Consider the following 21508-nt stretch of genomic DNA (forward strand, 5'->3'; position numbering starts at 1 on the left):
ATTCACGCCAATTATCTACACAGTATTCACAGAAGAAAATTGTTAGCAGAATGGTAAGAATTTTTAAAAATTCTAAAGAAATTCTCTTTCCAATAGGATGCAAAAAAGTGTTGAAGGTGTTAAAATAGAATCTAGTTGTAGAAAATCTCTGGCATAATTTATTTCCAGAAATGACACAGGAGTAAGAATGAAATATTATAATGTTGGAAAAATTGTTAATACACAAGGCTTGCAGGGAGAATTACGTCTTCTTTCAGTCAGTGATTTTGCTGAAGAACGTTATCAAAAAGGATCACGTTTAGCCTTGTTCGATGACAAAAATCAATTTGTCCAAGAAGTTGAAATTGTTAGCCATCGCCAACAGAAAAATTTTGACATTGTTAAGTTCAAAGACATGTATCATATTAATGATGTGGAAAAATTTAAAGGCTTTTCTGTGAAGGTTGCTGAAGAAAACCTGACTGAATTGGAAGATGATGAATTTTATTATCACGAAATCATTGGATTGGATGTCTATGAAGGTGACCAGTTGATCGGAAAAATTTCTGACATCTTGCAACCTGGTGCCAATGATGTTTGGGTTGTTAAACGAAAAGGTAAGAAAGACTTATTGCTCCCTTATATTCCACCAGTGGTTCTCAATGTTGATCTTCAAGCTAAGCGAGTAGACGTCGAGATTATGGAAGGTCTTGACGATGAAGATTGATATTTTAACCCTTTTTCCAGAAATGTTTGCCCCTTTAGAAGCATCAATTGTTGGCAAGGCAAGCGAAAAAGGATTACTGGATATTTCCTACCATAATTTTAGGGAAAATGCTGAAAAAGCTAGACACGTTGATGACGAACCTTATGGCGGTGGACAGGGTATGTTACTACGCGCCCAGCCTATTTTTGACACCATCGAAAAAATTGACCGCAAAAATCCTCGTGTCATCTTGCTTGATCCTGCGGGTAGAACTTTTGACCAGGCCTATGCTGAAGAACTGGCTCAGGAGCAAGAATTAATTTTTATCTGTGGCCACTATGAAGGCTACGATGAGCGCATAAAAAGCTTGGTCACAGACGAAATCTCCATCGGCGACTTTGTATTAACCGGAGGGGAACTAGCGGCAATGACCATGATTGACGCAACTGTTCGCTTAATTCCAAATGTGATTGGTAAAGAAGCTAGTCATCAGGATGATTCCTTCTCTTCAGGCCTTTTGGAGTATCCGCAATATACCAGACCCTATGATTTTCGTGGGATGACTGTGCCTGAGGTCTTAATGAGTGGTCATCATGAGAATATTCGTCGCTGGCGCTTAGAAGAGAGTTTGCGTAAAACCTATTTAAGAAGACCGGACCTATTGGAACATTATCAGCTGACGGATGAAGAAGAAAAACTATTAGAAAAAATAAAAAAAGAATACCAAGAATAGGAGTAGTTGTGAAGGAAAAAGTATATGACATTACCATCATTGGTGGTGGTCCAGTTGGGTTGTTTGCTGCCTTTTATGCTGGACTTCGTGGCATGCAGGTTAAGATTATTGAAAGTTTATCAGAATTAGGTGGCCAACCTGCTATCTTATATCCTGAAAAAGTAATCTATGATATTCCAGCAATTCCAGCAGTAACTGGTGCAGAATTAACCGATAATTTAATCAAGCAATTGAGTCGTTTTCAGGACAGACTAAGCGTTTGTTTAAAAGAGGAAGTTCAGTCTTTTGAAAAAACAGAAGAAGGGTTTACCATTACAACACAAAAAGATCAACACCAAACCAAAGCCATCATTATTGCTTGTGGAAACGGTGCTTTCGCACCCAAAACCCTTGGTTTGGAAGGCGAAGAGGAATTTGCGGACGACAACATCTTTTACAATGTCCATAAATTGAATCAATTTGCAGGTAAAAAAGTTGTTATCTGTGGTGGTGGCGATTCAGCAGTTGACTGGGCCTTGGCCTTATACGGTTTAGCTGAAAGTGTTACCTTAGTTCACCGTCGGGAAGCTTTTCGTGCTCATGAACATAGTGTAGAGCTCTTAAAAGCATCTGGCGTAAAAATGTTAACTCCTTATATTCCTAAAGCTTTATATGGGAAAAATGGCCGAGCTGAACAGTTAGTTATTCAAAAGGTCAAGGAAGAAGAAGAAATCACGCTTGAAATGGATGCTCTGATTGTCAGTTATGGTTTTTCAACATCAAATAAGAACCTTAAGAATTGGAACCTTGATTTTAAACGGACCAGTATTAACGTTGACAATCATTTTGAAACCAGCCAAAAAGGTATTTATGCCATTGGTGATGCTGCCCAATATGATGGAAAAGTGGACTTGATAGCTACAGGCTTTGGTGAAGCTCCGATGGCAGTTAATCAAGCGATTAATCAGATATATCCAGATCGGGATAACCGCGTTGTTCATTCAACCTCACTTATTGATTAAATTTATAAAAACTATAAAATTAACCTATGGAACTATAAATTATTCCATAGGTTAATTTTTTTGAATTTTTATTCAATCGCTTGCAATTGTGATATAATTAACTTGTGAATGTGATTGATTTCACACTAAAAAATTTAGAGAGGTCATGAAAAATGACAACAGAAAACAAAGAAACTTTTTCTTCATTTATGAACAAGATTTTGGCTGGTACTGCAACAGCCATCGTCGTAGCCCTAATCCCAAATGCAATTTTGGCAACATTCTTAAAACCATTGTTACCAAATGCAACAGCAGCAGAATTCTTGCACGTCGTACAAGTTTTCCAATTCTTTACACCAATAATGGCTGGATTTTTAATTGGTCAACAATTTAAATTCAACCCAATGCAACAATTAGCAGTTGGTGGTGCAGCTTATATCGGTTCTGGTGCTTGGATGTATTCAGAAGTTGTTCAAAAAGGTGTTGCCGTAGGTAGCTTCCAACTTAGAGGTATTGGTGACCTTATTAACATGATGATTACAGCAAGTTTAGCTGTATTAGCCGTTAAATGGTTTGGTAACAAATTTGGCTCATTAACAATCATCTTACTTCCAATTATTATTGGTACAGGTGTTGGTTACATTGGTTGGAAATTATTACCATACGTTTCTTACGTAACAACACTTATCGGACAAGGTATCAACTCATTCACAACTTTACAACCAGTATTAATGTCAATTCTTATCGCTATTGCCTTTGCATTGCTTATTGTTAGCCCTATTTCAACAGTTGCTATCGGTTTAGCTATTGGTTTAAATGGTATGGCAGCAGGTGCAGCTTCAATGGGTATTGCAGCAACAGCAGCATTCCTTGTTTGGGCAACATTAAAAGTTAACAAATCAGGTGTTCCAATTGCCATCGCTTTAGGAGCAATGAAAATGATGATGCCTAACTTCTTGAAACACCCAATCATGGCAATTCCAATGATCATTACTGCAGCAATTTCTTCATTAACTGTTCCATTATTTAACTTAGTTGGTACACCAGCTTCATCTGGTTTTGGACTTGTTGGTGCTGTAGGACCAATTGCTTCACTTGCAGGTGGAAGTAATGTTCTCATGATTATTCTTTCATGGATAGTGATTCCATTTGGTGTTAGCTTTGTAGCACATAAAATTTGTAAAGACGTTCTTAAACTTTACAAAGACGAAATCTTTGTCTTTGAAGGTTAATCATATATTATAAAGAGATAAAGGAGATAAGCATGTTAGTTTATATCGCAGGTTCTGGAGCAATGGGTTGCCGTTTTGGTTACCAAATTTCTAAAACAGGAAATGATGTTATTCTTTTAGATAACTGGGAAGATCATATCAAAGCTATCCAAGAAAATGGTTTGAAAATTACAGGTGATGTTGAAGAAACTGTAAAACTTCCAATCATGAAACCAACTGAAGCAACTAAAGAAGCGGATTTAATTATCCTCTTTACTAAAGCGATGCAATTGCCACAAATGCTTCAAGATATTAAAGGTATCATTGGTAGTGAAACAAAAGTACTTTGTCTTTTAAATGGTTTAGGTCACGAAGAAGTTATCCGTCAATACATTCCTGAACATAACATTTTAATGGGTGTTACTGTGTGGACAGCTGGTTTAGAAGGACCAGGACATGCACACTTACAAGGAGTTGGTGCCCTTAACTTACAAAGTATGGATGCTGAAAACCAAGAAGCTGGTCGTCAAGTAGCTGATATGCTTACTGAAGCAAAACTTTTCGCTACTTATGATGAAAATGTTCTTCCAAATATTTGGAGAAAAGCTTGTGTTAACGGAACAATGAACTCAACTTGTGCCCTTTTAGATTGCACAATTGGTGAACTTTTCGCTAGTGAAGATGGACCAAAAATGGTTAAAGAAATCATTCATGAGTTTGTTGTTGTCGGTGAAGCAGAAGGTGTTAGCTTAAACGAAGAAGAAATTGTTAAATATGTTTTTGACACATCAGTTAAAGCAGCACACCATTACCCATCAATGCACCAAGATTTAGTTCAAAATCATCGTTTAACTGAGATTGACTTTATCAATGGCGCTGTTAATACTAAAGGTGCAAAACTTGGCATTGACACACCATATTGCCGTCTTATCACACAATTAGTCCATGCTAAAGAAGAAATTCTTAAAATTAAATAATTTTAGCTTAAAGTCGGAGTAATCCGACTTTTTTTTTTGATTGTTTTGACAGAAAATGAAAGAACATGCTTGACTTTGAAAGATTATATAGTATAATTTATCTGTAACCGATTACAGAAAGTGGTGATCTTATCTTAAAATCTAAGCGCAAACAAGTGATTATGGAACAAATCGCTAAAGATAACTATGTATCGTTAGAAGATTTAGTTTCAAGCTTGAACACCTCTGAATCAACAGTTAGAAGAGACTTGGACGAATTGGAAGCAGAAGGCAAATTGCATCGTGTTCATGGTGGAGCTGAATTATTTCCTTCCCTTCAAGAAGAATTATCCAATAGCGAAAAATCTGTCAAAAACAGTCAAAGCAAAATGATTTTGGCTCAAAAAGCAGCAGAGTTGATTCATGATAATGATGTTATTTTTATTGATGCTGGGACAACTACCGAATTCTTGATACCTTTACTAACACAAAAGAATATTACTGTTGTAACCAATTCCATACATCACGCAGCTAAGCTAGTTGAGATGAATTTAAAAACAATTATTATTGGTGGTTTTGTCAAACAAACAACAGATGCTAGTATTGGAAATGTCGCTTTGGAACAAATCCAATTAATGAATTTTGATAAAGCCTTTTTGGGAATGAATGGTATTGATGCTTCTTATTTAACAACACCTGATATGGAGGAAGCTGTTATTAAGAGGTCTATTATCACCAATGCCAAGATGTCCTATATTTTGGCAGATGCCTCAAAAATCGGTCATGTTTCCTTTGTAAAAGTGGCAGCAATTGATGATATTGGCATTATTACAGAAAAGTCTAGTTCAACTTTATTAGGAAAAATAAAAGAAAGAGCAAAGGTGATTGAAGTATGATTTATACGGTAACCCTTAATCCCTCTATCGACTTTATCGTCCGCATTGAGCATTTGGAAACAGGTGCAGTCAATCGTATGGATAGTGATGATAAATTTGCTGGTGGGAAAGGTATTAATGTTAGTCGTGTCCTTCAACGATTGAATGTTGATAACGTGGCTACAGGATTTATGGGCGGCTTTACAGGACGCTTTATTGAAGAAAGCTTGAGTGCTGAGCATATCAGGACTAACTTTATTCCTGTTGCCCAAGATACACGGATTAATGTCAAAATTAAATCAGATCAAGAAACTGAAATTAATGGACGTGGTCCAGAAATTACAGCTGCTGATATTGAAGCCATGAAAGGTATTTTATCAGGCTTAAGAGCTGAAGATACAGTTGTCTTTGCTGGCTCAGCCCCTTCAAATATTGGCAATGCGATCTACGATGAATTAATTCCTTTGGTTGGTCAGACAGGTGCTCAAGTTGTCTGTGACTTTGAAGGGCAAACTCTCTTAGATGCTTTAGCCTATCAACCCTTGTTGGTTAAACCAAATAATCATGAATTAGAAGCTATCTTTGATGTCAAACTAAATGGTCTTGCTGATGTTGAAAAATACGCCCGCAAGATTATCGAAATGGGTGCACAAAACGTTATCATTTCGATGGCTGGTGATGGTGCCTTGTTGGTAACACCGCAAGATTCTTATTTTGCCAAACCGATTAAAGGAACTGTAAAGAATTCTGTCGGGGCCGGTGATTCGATGGTAGCTGGTTTTACTGGTAAATTCGTCACAACAAAGGACCCTGTTGAAGCCTTAAAATGGGGTGTTGCCTGTGGTACAGCAACAGCTTTCTCTGATGATTTGGCAACTATTGATTTTATTAAAGAAACTTATCAAAAAGTAGAGGTGGAAAAAAGATGAAAATTCAAGATTTATTAAGAAAAGACTTGATGATTTTAGATTTACAAGCAAGTAGCAAGGAATCAGCTATTGATGAAATGATTGGCAAACTTGTTGAGAAAAATGTCGTTACTGATTTTGAAACTTTCAAAGCTGGTATCATGGCGCGTGAAGCACAAACATCAACTGGTTTAGGTGATGGTATTGCCATGCCACACAGTAAGAATGAAGCTGTCAGTCAAGCTAGTGTTCTATTTGCTAAGTCAGCTAATGGTTTAGATTACCAAGCTCTTGATGGTCAAGCCACTGATTTATTCTTTATGATTGCTGCTCCAGAAGGAGCAAATGATACGCACTTAGCAGCCCTTGCACAATTATCTCAATACCTTTTAAAAGATGGTTTTGCTGATAAATTAAGAGCTGTTCAAAGTCCTGATGATGTGATTGCCTTATTTGATGCTTCAGAAGAAGAAGGAAAAACTTCCGAAGCAGTTGTTGCAAAAGCTGATGCACCATTTATCGTTGCAGTTACAGCATGTACTACAGGTATCGCCCACACCTATATGGCAGAAGAAGCTTTGAAAAAACAAGCGGCTGAAATGGGAGTTGGTATTAAAGTTGAAACTAATGGAGCTTCTGGTGTCGGTAACCGTATAACTGCTGAAGATATTCAAAAAGCAGAAGGTGTTATTATTGCTGCTGATAAAGCTGTTGAAATGGATCGATTCAACGGTAAACCATTAGTATCTCGTCCAGTTGCTGACGGCATTAAGAAAAGCCAAGAATTAATTTCACTAATTTTAGATGGTAAAGCAAGTCCTTACCAAGCTAAGAATGATAGTCAAGTAGCAGCAAGTAGCCAAGAAAAATTATCTCTTGGTGGTGCATTCTACAAACACCTTATGGGTGGTGTTTCACAAATGTTACCATTCGTTATTGGTGGTGGTATTATGATCGCTCTAGCCTTCTTATTGGATAATATGCTAGGGGTTCCTAAAGACCAACTTGGAAACTTGGGTTCATATCATGAGATTGCAGCTATCTTTAAAAACATCGGTGGAGCAGCCTTCTCATTCATGCTTCCAGTTCTAGCTGGATACATTGCTTATTCAATTGCTGAAAAACCAGGTTTAGTTGCAGGTTTCGTAGCTGGAGCTATTGCTTCAAATGGTTTGGCCTTTGGTAAGGTAGCTTTTGCGGCTGGTGGTGAAAAATCACTTGCTCTTGCTGGTGTACCTTCAGGCTTCCTTGGCGCTTTAGTTGGTGGTTTCTTAGCAGGTGGTGTTATCCTCTTACTTCGCAAATTACTTTCAGGCTTACCACGTTCATTAGAAGGTGTTAAATCTATCCTTCTTTATCCATTACTTGGTGTCTTAATAACAGGTTTCCTAATGCTCTTTGTCAACATCCCAATGGCAGCCATTAATACAGCCCTTAATAACTTCCTACAAGGTTTATCTGGTAGCTCAGCTGTCTTAATGGGCTTGTTAGTTGGTGGTATGATGGCTGTTGATATGGGTGGACCAGTAAATAAAGCAGCCTATGTCTTTGGTACAGGTACTCTAGCAGCATCAGTTGCCAAAGGTGGTTCAGTCGTAATGGCAGCAGTAATGGCAGGTGGTATGGTTCCACCATTAGCAGTCTTTGTAGCAACTCTATTATTTAAAGACAAATTTACTAAAGAAGAACGTGAATCTGGACTTACAAATATCATCATGGGACTTTCATTCATCACAGAAGGAGCAATCCCATTTGGTGCAGCTGACCCAGCTCGTGCTATCCCAAGCTTTATCGCAGGTTCTGCTTTAACAGGAGCTCTTGTTGGCCTAGCAGGAATCAAATTGATGGCTCCACATGGCGGTATCTTCGTTATTGCCCTTACAAGTAACCCAATCCTTTACTTAGTCTTTGTGGCAATCGGTGCCCTAGTATCAGGTGTGTTATTTGGTGCCCTTCGTAAAAAAATCTAAGCTAAGAAACAAGCTAAAATCAACTAGAATCTGCTAAGATTCTAGTTTTTTGGTATACTTAGAGGAAGATGAAAAGGAGTTAAGATGGCAACTAAAAGTAGAAGAGGAAGAAAAAATAGTTCTAAGTCAGCTTCCAGATTAGAGTTCCAAAAACGAGTCATGTTGATGATATTGCTTTGCTTTTTAACATCATTTTTATCTTTAAGATGGTACAAAGATAAATTGTCAGCTTATGCTGCCAATCCAACCATGCATTTTCTCTCGCGGACAGCCCGACCAGCACAGGCAATTGCTCAGAAAAATGATCTCTATCCATCCATCATGTTAGCGCAAGCTATCTTAGAATCAAACAATGGCTTATCTCAATTAAGTCAAAAGCCATATTATAATTTCTTTGGAATCAAAGGAGAATACCAGGCAAGTCGGTCATTTTACCGACGAATGAAGATGATGGCGATGGAAATCTTTATCAAATTGATGCCAAGTTTCGACAATATGGTACAGTAACCAATGCCTTTAAAGATTATGCCCGTGTCTTATCAGATCCTTTATACAAAAAAACACACCAGTCTCAGTCCAAATCCTATTTAGAGGCTACTAAAGTCTTAACCGGATCTTACGCTACCGATACGACTTATCACGAAAAATTAAACCGAATTATTTCGGTCTATCGCTTGGATTTATTTGATTATCCATTTTAAAAAAAAGAGATAAATATTGCAGTTTTGCTACAAATTGATATCAAAAAATTTAAATAGCAAATTTTCGTATCCAAATACTAAACTTGTGTGTTATAATATTATTCACCTAACAAAAGAGATAAAGGATGAATAATAGATGAGTAAATTGAAAGGTAATAAAGGCTTATTAGTCATTTTTATGGCCGCACTAGTCTTTGGTTTAATCATTCTGACACAAGGTCAAAGTCAACAAAAGAAAGTTGAGGCCGATAGTTTGGCATATGGACCGACGCAAACATTTATCAATGAAATTGCAGGGACAGCTAGTCAGATTGCTGCAGAAAGAGATCTTTATGCGTCAGTGATGATTGCCCAAGCTATTTTAGAATCAAGTAATGGCCAATCAGGTTTAAGTCAAGCACCCAACTATAATTTCTTTGGTATTAAAGGTTCTTATAATGGGGCATCAGTTACCATGAAAACTTGGGAAGATGATGGTCAAGGTAATCCTTACGAAATTGATGCAGCTTTCAGATCTTATCCAAGTATTGCTGATTCCTTATACGATTATGCTAATTTGTTAAGTTCACCCATTTATGCTGGTGTTCGTCGCTCAAATACCTTGTCTTATCAAGATGCAACAGCAGCCTTGACAGGTCTTTATGCTACCGATACATCTTACAATGTCAAACTTAATAACATCATTCAAACTTATGGTTTAACTGCCTATGATGTGGTTACTCCGGCACAAACGCAAGCAACTAGTTAGATGCCTCTGGCCAAGTTGTTGGGGCAAGTGCAACTACCGATACAAGTAATCTGATCTGGAATCATTATCGTGGTTCTTACACGGATGCAGAAACCCTTGCTCAAGACGAGGCTTGGTCTGCTTTGAAAAATGGTAATTAATGCTATTCTTTAGACTAAAATCATCCAAATTGGGTGGTTTTTTTGTTATAATAAGACCATGAAAACAATAAAAGAAGTATATGAAAATCATCCTGAAAAACCATTTGTGAATCCTAAATATGAACTGGATTTAATTCAAAAGCCTATTCCTAAACGAAATATGACTCGGACTGTTGAAGGACTCCTTCCTGGTCATATTATCATGCTTTGGCGGATTAATTTTGGCACCTATACGACTGAAAATCCGCATCATAAATATTTCTATACAACTTATGGGATTGATGCTGAAAAGGAATTAGACTGGTTAATAGCCAATAATTATGTTGCTGTTGATTCGGCATTCGATTCTTTAAAACACCTGTCGGCAATTCAATTAAAAGAGTTTTTAAAGGAAAAAGATGTTAAAGGCCTTTCTAAGATGAAACGTCCTGACCTTGATCAAGCTATGGCTCGTGAATATTCTGAAGAGAGTTTAGGTCAAAAATTTAAATTACGTTCCTATTCTTTGTTAGAAAAAGGTAAAAAAACCTTGGCTGCTCATCCTGAGATTATCGAGCGTCACCCGCAGAAAAAGTACTAAAGAGCAAACTTTAATAATCTAAAATTCTATGCTATAATGGGGCATAACGCTCAAGGAGAAAAATAAATCATGCAAGTATATCGCGAAAAAGAATTTGTTAATCAATATCACTATGATGCTCGAAATTTAGAATGGGAAAAAGAAAACGGAACCCCTGAAACAAATTTTGAAGTCACTTTCCAATTGCTTAACAAGGACGAAGAAAAAAATGAAACAGTTATTGTATCTGTCCTACAATTTATGATTGTTAAGGAAGAATTCGTCATTGGTGGTGTTATTTCCCAAATGGTTCGCATTATCGATCGTTTGATTGACAAACCAAGTGAATTTAGTCAAGAAGAAGTCGAATCCTTAGCTGAACCATTGCTTGACATGGTTCAACGCTTAACATACGAAGTGACTGAAATTGCACTTGATAGACCGGGAATTAATTTGGAGTTTAAAAATTAATGAAATTAGCAATCGTTACCGATAACACAACTGCTATTCCAGAAGTGTTACAAAATCATGATGATTTATATGTCCTTAATATTCCAGTTATCATTGATAATGAAACTTTTTATGAAGGCATCAACATCAGTCTGGATGAATTTTATCAAAAAATGGCAGAAAGCCAAGAATTACCTAAAACTAGTCAACCATCTTTAACTGAATTAGACGAAATTTTATCAGATATTCATGCTTCTGGTTACACCCATGTCATTGGTTTATTTTTAGCGGGTGGTATTTCAGGCTTCTGGCAGAACATTCAATTTTTGATTGACGAACATCCTGAACTTACAATTGCCTTTCCAGATAGTAAGATTGCATCTGTTCCTACCGGAAATATGATTGAAAGTATCATGAAATGGAATGCTGATGGCGATAGTTTTGAGACTATTCTTAGTAAATTACATACTAAGATTGAAGGAACGTCTGCTTACATTCTAGTAGATGATTTAAATCATTTGGTTAAAGGTGGTCGTTTGTCAAACGGCTCAGCACTCTTAGGGAACCTCCTTAGCATCAAGCCTATCCTGAATTTTAATGATGAAGGAAAGATTGTTGTTTTTGAAAAAATTAGGACTGAAAAAAAAGCCATGAAACGCTTAGTTGAATTACTAAACGACAAAGCCAAAGAAGGTGAGTATGAATTTTCAATCATGAATGCTAATGGTGCTAAAAAAGCTGTAACCTTAAAAGATTTATTACTGGAAAGTGGTTTATCAGACCGGTTTACTGAAGCCAACTTTTCAACTGTTGTAGGAGCTCACTTGGGTTCTAATGCAGTTGCAGTCGGCTTTTCACCTATTATTGAATAAAGGAAAACACTATGGGAATAAAAGTCATCATTGCCGGATATCGTGGCAAAATGGGATCAACCACAACATCAATGGTTTTAGCTGATCCAGAGCTAGAATTAGTTGGACTTTTAGATCCGCATACTGAAGTCGACCAATACCAAGGGATTCCAGTTTTTAAAGCAAAAGAAGAATTACAAAATCTCGAGGCAGATGTTTGGGTAGACTTTACCAAACCAGACGTAGCTTTTGAGAATACTCTCTTTGCTCTTGAGAATGGCTTTGCACCAGTAGTTGGGACGACAGGTTTTAGCGATCTTGAGATAGACCATCTCGTCGCCCTCTCTGTTCAGAAAGAAATCGGTGGTCTTATCGCACCCAATTTTGCCATTGGAGCTATTTTACTAATGGAATTTGCGGAGAAAGCAGCTCAATATTTTCCTGATCTTGAAATTATTGAATTGCACCATAATCAGAAAAAAGACGCACCAAGTGGGACGGCTCTAAAAACGGCACAAGTAATTGCTGAAAAGCGTTCAACAATTAAAAGGAAGCTAAGTGATGAGGAGGAACTCATTGCAGGAGCTCGTGGTGCAGACTATCAGGGAATTCACATACACAGTGTTCGCTTGCCGGGTCTAGTTGCTCATCAAGAAGTACTTTTTGGTGGTCCTGGAGAGGGACTGACCATCAGACATGACTCATATGACCGACAATCTTTCATGCAAGGTGTCAAAATTGGAATTAAATCAGTTGTCAAAGAAAAACAACTGGTCTATGGATTAGAGAATTTATTATGAAATTAATGACAATGCCTTCTGAATTTCAGAAGGCTTTACCAATACTAAGGCAAATAAAAGAAGCGGGGTTTGAGGCCTATTTCGTAGGAGGTAGTGTTCGTGACGTCATACTAAATCGTCCGATTCACGATGTTGACATTGCTACCTCTTCTTATCCCCAAGAAACAAAAAGTATTTTTCCAAGGACAGTAGATGTGGGAATTGAACATGGAACGGTCCTTGTTTTAGAAAATGGTGGAGAGTACGAAATCACAACTTTTAGAACGGAAGATGTCTATGTTGATTTTCGACGACCTAGCCATGTCTCTTTCGTGCGCTCTCTGGAAGAAGATTTAAAACGTAGAGACTTTACCGTTAATGCCTTAGCTTTAGATGAAGAAGGCAATATCATTGACTGTTTCAATGGTTTGGATGACTTAAAAAATCAGAGTCTGAGAGCAGTTGGCAAGGCCCATGAACGCTTTGAAGAGGATGCTCTTCGCATCATGCGCGGATTCCGTTTTGCTGCCACGTTAGGGTTTACAATCGAAGAGGCGACCTATCAGGCCATGAAACAAGAGGCTAAGCTCTTAGCAAAAATTTCTGTGGAACGCATCTTTATTGAGTTTGATAAGTTATTAATGGCTGAGCATTGGCGCAAAGGCTTGTCCTTATTAATTGAGGCGCAAGCTAATCAATTCTTACCGTACCTAGCCGGTAAAGAAGGTGACTTACTTAGCTTATGGCTGTTTTAAGGGACACCTTTACCTTTAGGAATTCTGCTCAAGCATGGGCACATCTGATAATCAGTTTAGGTATCAGTGACAGCAGAGCTTTTCTCAAAAAATGGAAAACGTCCAATGACTTTCAAAAAGCTGTTAATAAGATTGTCAGTCTTTATTATCTTAGGGAAAAGCAGGAGCTGGATAAGCTAAGTCTCTACACCTTCGGTAAAGAAGTGGCTCTCCTTGTAGAAGATTTGCGTCAAGCCAGGGCTTTAGAGACTGATTTTACCAGAATTCAGGAGTTGGATGAGGCATTAGTCATCCATGATAAACATGAAATGGCGATTAATGGTCGATATCTAATGCAGGAAATGGGTGTAAAACCGGGGCCGAAATTAGGTGAAATTTTAAATCGAGTTGAGCTAGCCATTGTTAATGGACAAGTCCCAAATCAGATTGAAGCTATCCGCCAGTTTATTGAAGAAGGGAAAGAAAATGAGTGACTTTTTAGTTGAAAAATTAAGTAAATCAGTAGGTGATAAAACCGTTTTTCGAGAAATTTCTTTCCTCATTCATGATTATGATCGCATTGGAATCATCGGCGTCAATGGGACTGGTAAAACGACTTTATTAGATGTCATCTCTGGTAGGTTGGGCTTCGATGGCGATGTCTCCCCTTTCATGAAGGCCAATGACTATAAAATTGCCTATTTAACCCAGGATCCTGATTTCGATGATCAGGTTACAGTCTTGGATACCGTACTTTCAGCTGACCTGGCAGAAATGAAATTGATTCGTGAATATGAACAATTAATGGCTGATTATTCAGAATCTAACCAAGGTCGTTTGGAAAAAGTCATGGCTGAGATGGACCGTTTAGATGCTTGGTCAATTGAGAGTGATGTTAAAACAGTTCTCTCTAAACTTGGTATTTCCGACCTCAATCAAAAAGTAGGACAGTTATCAGGGGGCTTAAGAAGACGGGTCCAATTAGCACAAGTCCTTCTAGGAGCTGCAGATTTATTGTTACTCGACGAACCAACTAACCATTTGGATATTGATACCATTGCTTGGTTAACCAACTATCTCAAATCAAGTAAAAAAACCGTCCTCTTCATCACTCATGATCGCTACTTCTTAGACAATCTGGCTACTCGCATTTTTGAGTTGGATAATGCAAGCCTGATAGAATATCAGGGCAATTATCAAGATTATGTTCGTTTGAAGGCAGAGCAAGATGAGCGTGACGCGGCCAGTCTGCACAAGAAAAAACAATTGTATAAGCAAGAATTATCTTGGATGAGGACCCAACCGCAGGCGCGTGCAACCAAACAACAAGCCCGAATTAACCGTTTTAATGACCTAAAAGCTGATTTGTCTCAAAGCACATCAAGTGACGATTTGGAAATGTCCTTTGAAACCAGTCGGATTGGTAAGAAAGTCATTAATTTTGAAGATGTGTCCTTTGCTTATGAGCCATCCAAACCCTTAATTAGCGACTTCAATCTTTTGATTCAAAATAAGGATCGTATTGGTATTGTAGGTGATAATGGGGTTGGTAAAACAACGCTATTACAATTGATAAATGGAGACATCCAAGCTACAGATGGCAAGGTTGATATTGGTGAAACCATTCGAATTGGATACTTTTCACAACAAATCAAAGGCATGGATGAGGGCAAACGGGTTATCTCCTACCTTCAGGAAGTAGCGGATGAAGTGAAAACAAGTGTCGGTACTACAAGTATCAGTGAATTACTCGAACAATTCCTCTTTCCAAGGTCAACCCATGGTTCACTCATTGGTAAACTTTCAGGTGGTGAGAAAAAACGACTTTATCTCTTGAAAATATTAATTGAAAAGCCCAATGTTTTATTATTAGATGAGCCTACAAATGACTTAGATATTGCAACCTTAACAGTACTTGAAAATTTTTTAAATTCCTTTTCGGGTCCCGTTATCACGGTAAGTCATGACCGCTATTTCCTGGATAAAGTAGCTAATAAAATCTTATCTTTTGAGAGTGGTCAGATTAAGACTTTCTTTGGAAATTATAGTGACTACTTGGATGAAAAAGAATTTCAAAAGGAAAATCAAATTCTCAAACCTAAAAAAGCTCCTAAAATGGAAGCTAAGATTTTAACGGATAAGAAACGGATGTCCTATTTGGAAAAACAAGAATGGGCTAAAATCGAAGATGAGATTGCTGACATTGAAGAGCAAATTACTAGTCTCGAAGAGCAGATGCTTGATGTCGGTAGTGATTATGGGAAACTTGCTGATTTACAAAAAGAAATTGATCAACTTAATGAATACTTATTGGAAAAATATGATCGTTATGAATATTTGAGTGAATTGGAGCCATAAGAATGCTTATTAGACCTATTCAAAAAAAGGATGACCCCAAAATTGCTGCTATTATTCGAACCTCACTTGAAGAGGTTGCTTTAAATCTTCCAGGAACTGCTTATACAGATCCTCAGCTAGATCATTTAACTGATTATTACCAAGAAATACCAGCTTCAGCATATTTCGTTGTAGAAGTGCAAGGACAAATTATTGCTGGTGCTGGTTTTGGTCCCATAAGCAATGGTATTTGTGAATTGCAAAAGTGTTACGTTGACTCTGATTTTAGAGGAAAAGGAGTTGGGAGTTTCATCCTTGCAAAAGTAGAAGAAGTGGCTAGCCAAATGAACTATAAGCAAATGTATTTGGAAAGCTCAAGTCAGTTAGAAAAAGCTATCCCCTTTTATCACAAGATGGGCTATGAATCCTTAGAAAGACCATTGCCAAATCAAGACAACCACTTTTTAATGGATATTTGGATGCTAAAAAATCTTACCTAAGGTCATTGCTCAAGTCACAGAAAATATGGTAAACTAGAATAAATGAAGGAGTGCAGACTTGCGCTTCTTTTTTAGCAAAATGGAGGTGTGAAATGGCCTTAATTTGGTCTTATATAAAAAAAGGTAAAGCTTGGATTGTACTTGATATTATTGGTGCCTTATTTTTTGTTTTGGTTAATCTGGGATTGCCTTCGATTTTGGCTAAGATGATTGACCAGGGAATAGCAGATAAAAATCCCCAAGCTCTTTACTTTTGGACAGGTATCATGTTCATCATTATTATTTTAGGTGTTATTGGTCGCATTATTTTAGCCTATGCTTCAAGTCAATTAACAACACAAATGATAAAAGACTTGCGTAACGATATGTATCAAAAATTGCAGGACTATTCGCATACGGAGTATGAAAAAATCGGTGTATCCTCCTTAGTAACCCGCATCACTAATGATGCCTTTGTCTTAATGCAATTTGCTGAAATGGGATTACGACTTGGTGTTGTCACCCCTTTTATGATGCTCTTTTCTGTCATCATGATTTTGATAACCAGCCCTTCTTTAGCTTGGATAGTAGCAGTATCAATGCCATTTTTAATTGTTGTTGTTTTATATGTTGCCATAAAAACCAAACCTTTATCTGAGAAGCAACAAGCAAATTTGGATAGGCTCAATCAATTAGTTCGGGAAAATTTAACGGGATTAAGGGTAATCCGGGCATTTTCCAGAGAAAGTTTCCAAGAGGATCGTTTTCAAAAACAAAATCAAGATTATGCCAATACCTCTAAAAAATTATTTACCTTAACTGGCTTAACAGAACCCCTTTTTGTGCAAATCATTATTGCTATGATTGTTGCTATTGTTTGGTTTGCTTTGGATCCTTTACAAAAAGCAGCCTTTAAAATTGGTGATTTAGTAGCCTTTATTGAGTATAGTTTTCATGCTATGTTTGCCTTTTTAATGTTTGCCAATTTGTTTACCATGTATCCAAGAATGGCTGTTTCCAGTCAAAGAATAAGTGAAGTCCTTGAAATGCCTCTGTCAATTTCCAAGAATGATGATGGCATTACTGAAAGTGAAACGAGAGGTTATCTCGAATTTGATAATGTGACTTTCGCTTATCCAGGAGAAACCGAAAATCCAGTATTAAATAATATTTCTTTCAAGACAAAGCCTGGAGAAACCATTGCTTTTATTGGTTCAACAGGTTCAGGGAAATCTTCTCTCGTTAATTTAATCCCACGTTTTTTCGATGTTACTTTCGGAAAAATTTTGGTCGATGGCATCGATGTCAGGGACTATCAATTAAAAGCCCTTCGCTCGAAAATTGGCTTTATTCCCCAAAAAGCTCTGCTATTCACCGGAACCATCGAAGAAAATATTCGCTATGGTAAAGAAGATGCAAGTCGTCTTGAGTTGGACCAAGCAAGTGATGTCTCTCAATCCAAATCATTTATCGATAGTAGAGAAGAGGGTTATGAAACGCTTCTGGCAGAGGGCGGAAGTAATCTGTCTGGTGGTCAAAAACAAAGGCTATCGATTGCGCGTGCTGTCGTTAAAAAACCAGATATTTACATTTTCGATGATTCCTTTTCAGCTTTGGATTATAAGACAGATGCTGAATTAAGGCGGCGTTTAAAAGAAGTGACACAGGATGCAACTGTGCTGATTGTTGCCCAAAGGGTTGGAACCATCATGGATGCTGATCAAATCATTGTTTTAGATCAGGGTGAAATTGTTGGTCGTGGAACCCATGAAGAGTTGTTGGAAAGCAATGCTATCTATTCAGAGATTGCCAACTCGCAACTCAATAGCTCAATTGAAGTGGAGGTGGACTAATGACCGAAAAACATGTCTTTAAACGTCTATGGCATTATCTTTGTCGTTATCGCCTCTTCCTTACTCTAGCTTTAGCTCTTAAAGTCCTCAGTGTCTGCATGAGTGTTTTAGAACCTTATGTTTTAGGTCTTGCCATTACCGAAATTGGTAAAAATCTGATTGACATGGCCAAGGGTGTTGAAGGTGCGGGTCTTAATAAGGATTATATCGCTTTAATCCTCTGTCTCTACTTTATCAGAGCTCTCTTTTTTGAAATTGGTTCCTATGGCTCCAACTATTTCATGACTAAGGCAGTTCAGTCTAGTATCAAAGATTTACGTAGCGACCTTAGTAGCAAGATTAATAGGATACCTGTGTCCTATTTCGATAAGAATCAATTTGGTGATATGCTCAGTCGCTTCACATCTGACATTGAAACAGTATCGAATGCCTTGCAGCAATCATTTTTACAGATTGTAAATGCTATCTTAACGCTTGTCTTGGCTATCGCAATGACTTTATATTTAAATGTCCAGTTAGCCATGATTCTGATTATATCAATTCCAATCATCTATTTTTCAAGTCAGTTTGTTCTCAAAAAATCACAACCTTATTTTAAGGAACAGGCTAAAGTATTGGGTGAAATGAACGGCTTTGTCCAAGAGCGTTTAACTGGTTTTAATGTCCTTAAACTCTATGGAAGAGAAGAAGCATCTGAGGTAGAATTTCACCAGATTACCGATAAACTGCAAAAAATTGGTTTTAAAGCCAGCTTTATTTCGGGTATCATGATGCCGGTACTGCATTTTATTTCCGATTCGGTCTATATGGTTATTGCTTTGGTAGCAGGCTTAAAAGTTTTAGCAGGGACTTTGACACTCGGTAATATGCAGGCTTTTGTTCAATACACTTGGCAAATTAGTCAACCGATTCAAACGATTACGCAGTTAGCACCTGGTTTGCAAAGTGCAAAATCATCTCTGGAACGGATATTTGCTATATTGGATGAACCTGAAGGACTAAGTGATGTGACTAGAAACTTGAAGAGACCTTTGACGGGGCAGGTTTCCTTCCAGGATGTTTCTTTTTCATATAGCACCCATAAGCCATTGATTGAAAACTTTAATTTAGAAGTTGAACCTGGTCAAATGATTGCCATTGTTGGACCAACAGGTGCTGGTAAGACAACTTTGATTAATTTATTAATGCGTTTTTACGATGTTAATCTAGGGGCTATAAAAGTTGATGGCATTGACATTCGTGATTTATCACGTCAAGACTATCGTAGTCAATTTGGCATGGTATTACAGGACGCTTGGTTATTCGAAGGCTCAATCCATGATAATTTACAGTTTGGTAACTTGAAGGCTAACGATGAAGAAATTGTCAATGCTGCTAAAATGGCAAATGTTGATCACTTTATCAGAACCTTACCTGGTGGCTATCAGATGTTAATGAATCAAGAATCTAGTAATATCTCATTAGGTCAAAAACAATTATTAACGATTGCTAGAGCCCTCCTAGCTGATCCCAAAATATTGATTTTGGATGAGGCAACTTCCTCGGTAGATACCCGATTAGAACTTTTAATTCAAAAGGCTATGAAGCATTTGATGCAGGGCAGAACAAGTTTTGTCATTGCCCATCGTTTATCGACTATTCAAGAAGCTGATAAAATCCTCGTTTTAAAAGATGGACAAATTATTGAACAAGGCAATCATGAGAGTTTGTTAGCTGCTAAAGGCTTTTATCATGACTTATATGAAAGTCAATTTAAGAATGCGCAATAATCTAAAAACAATCTTTTCAAAAAAAGAAAAGATTGTTTTTTTTACATACAGTTATTGCTTGACATAAATATTCAGAAAATTTATAATATTTATTATCTTATAAAGGGATTAAGATTGGAGTGTGAATTAATGGTAACAAGTACGGAATATGTTAATAGTGTTTTTGAAAAAGTAAAATCTTATAATAGTCACGAAGGTGAATTTTTACAAGCGGTAGAGGAAGTTTTTGAATCTCTAGTTCCTGTTTTTGACAAATACCCAGAGTATATTGAGGAAAATATCCTTGAACGTTTAGTGGAACCTGAGAGGATTGTTTCTTTTCGTGTCCCTTGGTTAGATGATCAAGGTCAGGTCCAAGTAAACCGTGGTTATCGTGTCCAATTCTCTTCAGCCATTGGCCCATACAAAGGTGGTTTAAGATTTCATCCTTCGGTTAATCAATCAATTGTTAAATTCCTGGGGTTTGAACAAATCTTTAAAAACTCATTAACAGGTCAACCTATTGGTGGTGGTAAGGGGGGCTCAAACTTTGACCCTAAAGGGAAGTCTGATCGTGAAGTTATGCGTTTTTGTCAAAGCTTTATGACTGAGTTACAAAAGCATATCGGTCCTGATTTAGATGTTCCTGCGGGGGATATCGGGGTTGGTGGTCGTGAGATTGGCTATCTTTTTGGTCAATATAAACGACTTAATGGCTATCAAAATGGTGTCTTAACTGGTAAGGGCTTAACTTATGGTGGTTCACTTACGAGAACTGAGGCTACTGGTTACGGTGCTGTTTACTTTGCCAAGCATATGCTGGATTCTAAAAATGAGGATTTTCAAGGTAAGACAGCTATTGTTTCAGGTTCAGGCAATGTTGCATCTATGCTACTGAGAAATTACAAGAACTAGGGGCGACAGTTATCGCTGTATCTGATTCTTCAGGTTACATCCATGACGAAAACGGTATCGATCTAGAGACCTTAAAACAAATTAAAGAAGTCGAACGTGGTAGAATTGAATCATATATTGAAAAATATCCTCAAGCTTCTTATACAGCGACTGGTAATGGTCAATCTATTTGGTCGCTGAAAGCAGATTTGGCCTTTCCATGTGCCACTCAAAACGAAATTGATTACAAAGATGCTCAGATGTTGATTGATAATGGTGTGCTTGCTGTTGTAGAAGGTGCCAATATGCCAACAACTGTAAAAGCTGTCGATCTTTTCCTTGAGGCGGGGGTTCTCTTTGGTCCAGGTAAAGCAGCAAATGCTGGTGGTGTTGCCGTATCAGCACTTGAAATGGCGCAAAATAGTGGCCGTTCAGCTTGGACTTTCGAGGAAGTCGATCAGAAGCTTCATGAAATTATGGAAAATATTTACCATAGTTCAGCCGAGGCAGCTAAAGAATTCGGTCAGGAAGGCAATTTGGTGGTTGGCGCCAATATTGCAGGTTTCTTGAAAGTTGCTGAAGCAATGTATGCTCAAGGTCTTGTCTAATCACTGAAGAACTCATCATGGATGAGTTCTTTTTGTTATGTGACATTTAGTCCGTTTCACTCCGAAGGTGTGAAACAAAAAACCACCCGCTATGCGGGTGTGCATCAAAGGTTATACCCAAAAGACTCCTAACGCGGTACAATATAGGTGTTCAAGCCAATTGTAAAGCGAAAGGAGTCAAAATATGGTACAGAAGGCACATAGCTTATCACACACAAAGTGGATGTGCAAATATCACATTGTGTTCACCCCTAAGTATAGACGAAAAATAATCTATAATCAATACAGAAGTAGTCTCGGTGAGATTTT

18 protein-coding genes and 3 pseudogenes are annotated in these 21508 nt (G+C 37.5%); all 21 read left to right on the forward strand.

Features of this window, described 5'->3' with window-relative positions; all coding sequences use genetic code 11:
- Positions 1–187 precede the first annotated feature (187 nt).
- Positions 188–706 carry a ribosome maturation factor RimM gene (rimM, locus tag AT575_RS02740; protein WP_102777052.1) on the forward strand — a complete coding sequence of 173 codons (519 nt, stop codon included), beginning with the start codon at positions 188–190 and terminating at the stop codon, positions 704–706.
- A complete protein-coding gene (gene trmD, locus AT575_RS02745) occupies positions 696–1418 on the forward strand; it encodes a tRNA (guanosine(37)-N1)-methyltransferase TrmD (protein ID WP_102777053.1) in 723 nt (240 codons plus the stop codon). Before rimM ends, trmD begins: the two co-directional genes overlap by 11 nt.
- Positions 1419–1426: 8 nt before the next feature.
- Positions 1427–2419 carry an NAD(P)/FAD-dependent oxidoreductase gene (locus tag AT575_RS02750; protein WP_102777054.1) on the forward strand — a complete coding sequence of 331 codons (993 nt, stop codon included), beginning with the start codon at positions 1427–1429 and terminating at the stop codon, positions 2417–2419.
- Between the two features lie 152 nt (positions 2420–2571).
- A complete protein-coding gene (locus AT575_RS02755; RefSeq protein WP_102777055.1) occupies positions 2572–3630 on the forward strand; it encodes a PTS sugar transporter subunit IIC in 1059 nt (352 codons plus the stop codon).
- Between the two features lie 32 nt (positions 3631–3662).
- Entirely contained in the window at positions 3663–4586 is a 924-nt protein-coding gene (locus AT575_RS02760) for a 2-dehydropantoate 2-reductase (protein WP_102777056.1), read from the forward strand.
- Positions 4587–4747: 161 nt separating this feature from the next.
- Positions 4748–5461, forward strand: a complete 714-nt coding sequence (locus AT575_RS02765) for a DeoR/GlpR family DNA-binding transcription regulator (protein ID WP_102777057.1) — start codon at positions 4748–4750, stop codon at positions 5459–5461.
- Complete coding sequence (pfkB, locus tag AT575_RS02770; protein ID WP_102777058.1) at positions 5458–6369, forward strand: 1-phosphofructokinase; 912 nt, start codon at positions 5458–5460, stop codon at positions 6367–6369. Before AT575_RS02765 ends, pfkB begins: the two co-directional genes overlap by 4 nt.
- A complete protein-coding gene (locus AT575_RS02775) occupies positions 6366–8318 on the forward strand; it encodes a PTS fructose transporter subunit IIABC (protein WP_102777059.1) in 1953 nt (650 codons plus the stop codon). The genes pfkB and AT575_RS02775 overlap by 4 nt, the downstream gene beginning before the upstream one ends.
- Before the next feature lie 84 nt (positions 8319–8402).
- Positions 8403–9019 (forward strand): annotated as a pseudogene (locus AT575_RS02780) (glucosaminidase domain-containing protein).
- A 136-nt stretch (positions 9020–9155) separates the two neighbouring features.
- Positions 9156–9767 (forward strand): glucosaminidase domain-containing protein, encoded by a 612-nt coding sequence (locus AT575_RS02785; RefSeq protein WP_174683087.1) that lies wholly within the window; start codon positions 9156–9158, stop codon positions 9765–9767.
- A 198-nt stretch (positions 9768–9965) separates the two neighbouring features.
- On the forward strand, positions 9966–10487 hold the full coding sequence (locus AT575_RS02790; protein ID WP_102777060.1) for a hypothetical protein: 522 nt from the start codon (positions 9966–9968) through the stop codon (positions 10485–10487).
- A 69-nt stretch (positions 10488–10556) separates the two neighbouring features.
- Positions 10557–10937: a DUF1149 family protein gene (locus AT575_RS02795; protein ID WP_071793282.1), complete on the forward strand. Its 381-nt coding sequence runs from the start codon at positions 10557–10559 to the stop codon at positions 10935–10937.
- Positions 10937–11788, forward strand: a complete 852-nt coding sequence (locus tag AT575_RS02800) for a DegV family protein (protein ID WP_102777061.1) — start codon at positions 10937–10939, stop codon at positions 11786–11788. The genes AT575_RS02795 and AT575_RS02800 overlap by 1 nt, the downstream gene beginning before the upstream one ends.
- An 11-nt stretch (positions 11789–11799) precedes the next feature.
- A complete protein-coding gene (dapB, locus tag AT575_RS02805; RefSeq protein WP_102777062.1) occupies positions 11800–12567 on the forward strand; it encodes a 4-hydroxy-tetrahydrodipicolinate reductase in 768 nt (255 codons plus the stop codon).
- Positions 12564–13774, forward strand: a pseudogene (locus AT575_RS02810) (CCA tRNA nucleotidyltransferase). The gene dapB and the pseudogene AT575_RS02810 overlap by 4 nt, the downstream one beginning before the upstream one ends.
- Complete coding sequence (locus AT575_RS02815) at positions 13767–15638, forward strand: ABC-F family ATP-binding cassette domain-containing protein (protein WP_102777063.1); 1872 nt, start codon at positions 13767–13769, stop codon at positions 15636–15638. Before AT575_RS02810 ends, AT575_RS02815 begins: the two are co-directional and overlap by 8 nt.
- Before the next feature lie 2 nt (positions 15639–15640).
- Complete coding sequence (locus tag AT575_RS02820) at positions 15641–16117, forward strand: GNAT family N-acetyltransferase (RefSeq protein WP_102777064.1); 477 nt, start codon at positions 15641–15643, stop codon at positions 16115–16117.
- Positions 16118–16209: 92 nt separating this feature from the next.
- On the forward strand, positions 16210–17949 hold the full coding sequence (locus tag AT575_RS02825; protein ID WP_102777065.1) for an ABC transporter ATP-binding protein: 1740 nt from the start codon (positions 16210–16212) through the stop codon (positions 17947–17949).
- Entirely contained in the window at positions 17949–19718 is a 1770-nt protein-coding gene (locus AT575_RS02830; RefSeq protein WP_102777066.1) for an ABC transporter ATP-binding protein, read from the forward strand. Before AT575_RS02825 ends, AT575_RS02830 begins: the two co-directional genes overlap by 1 nt.
- 129 nt (positions 19719–19847) lie before the next feature.
- Positions 19848–21199 (forward strand): annotated as a pseudogene (gene gdhA / locus AT575_RS02835) (NADP-specific glutamate dehydrogenase).
- A 184-nt stretch (positions 21200–21383) separates the two neighbouring features.
- A partial coding sequence (locus AT575_RS02840; RefSeq protein WP_174683088.1) for a transposase occupies positions 21384–21508 on the forward strand: 125 nt, incomplete at its 3' end.

Source organism: Streptococcus penaeicida (assembly GCF_002887775.1).
Classification (GTDB): Bacteria; Bacillota; Bacilli; order Lactobacillales; family Streptococcaceae; genus Streptococcus; species Streptococcus penaeicida.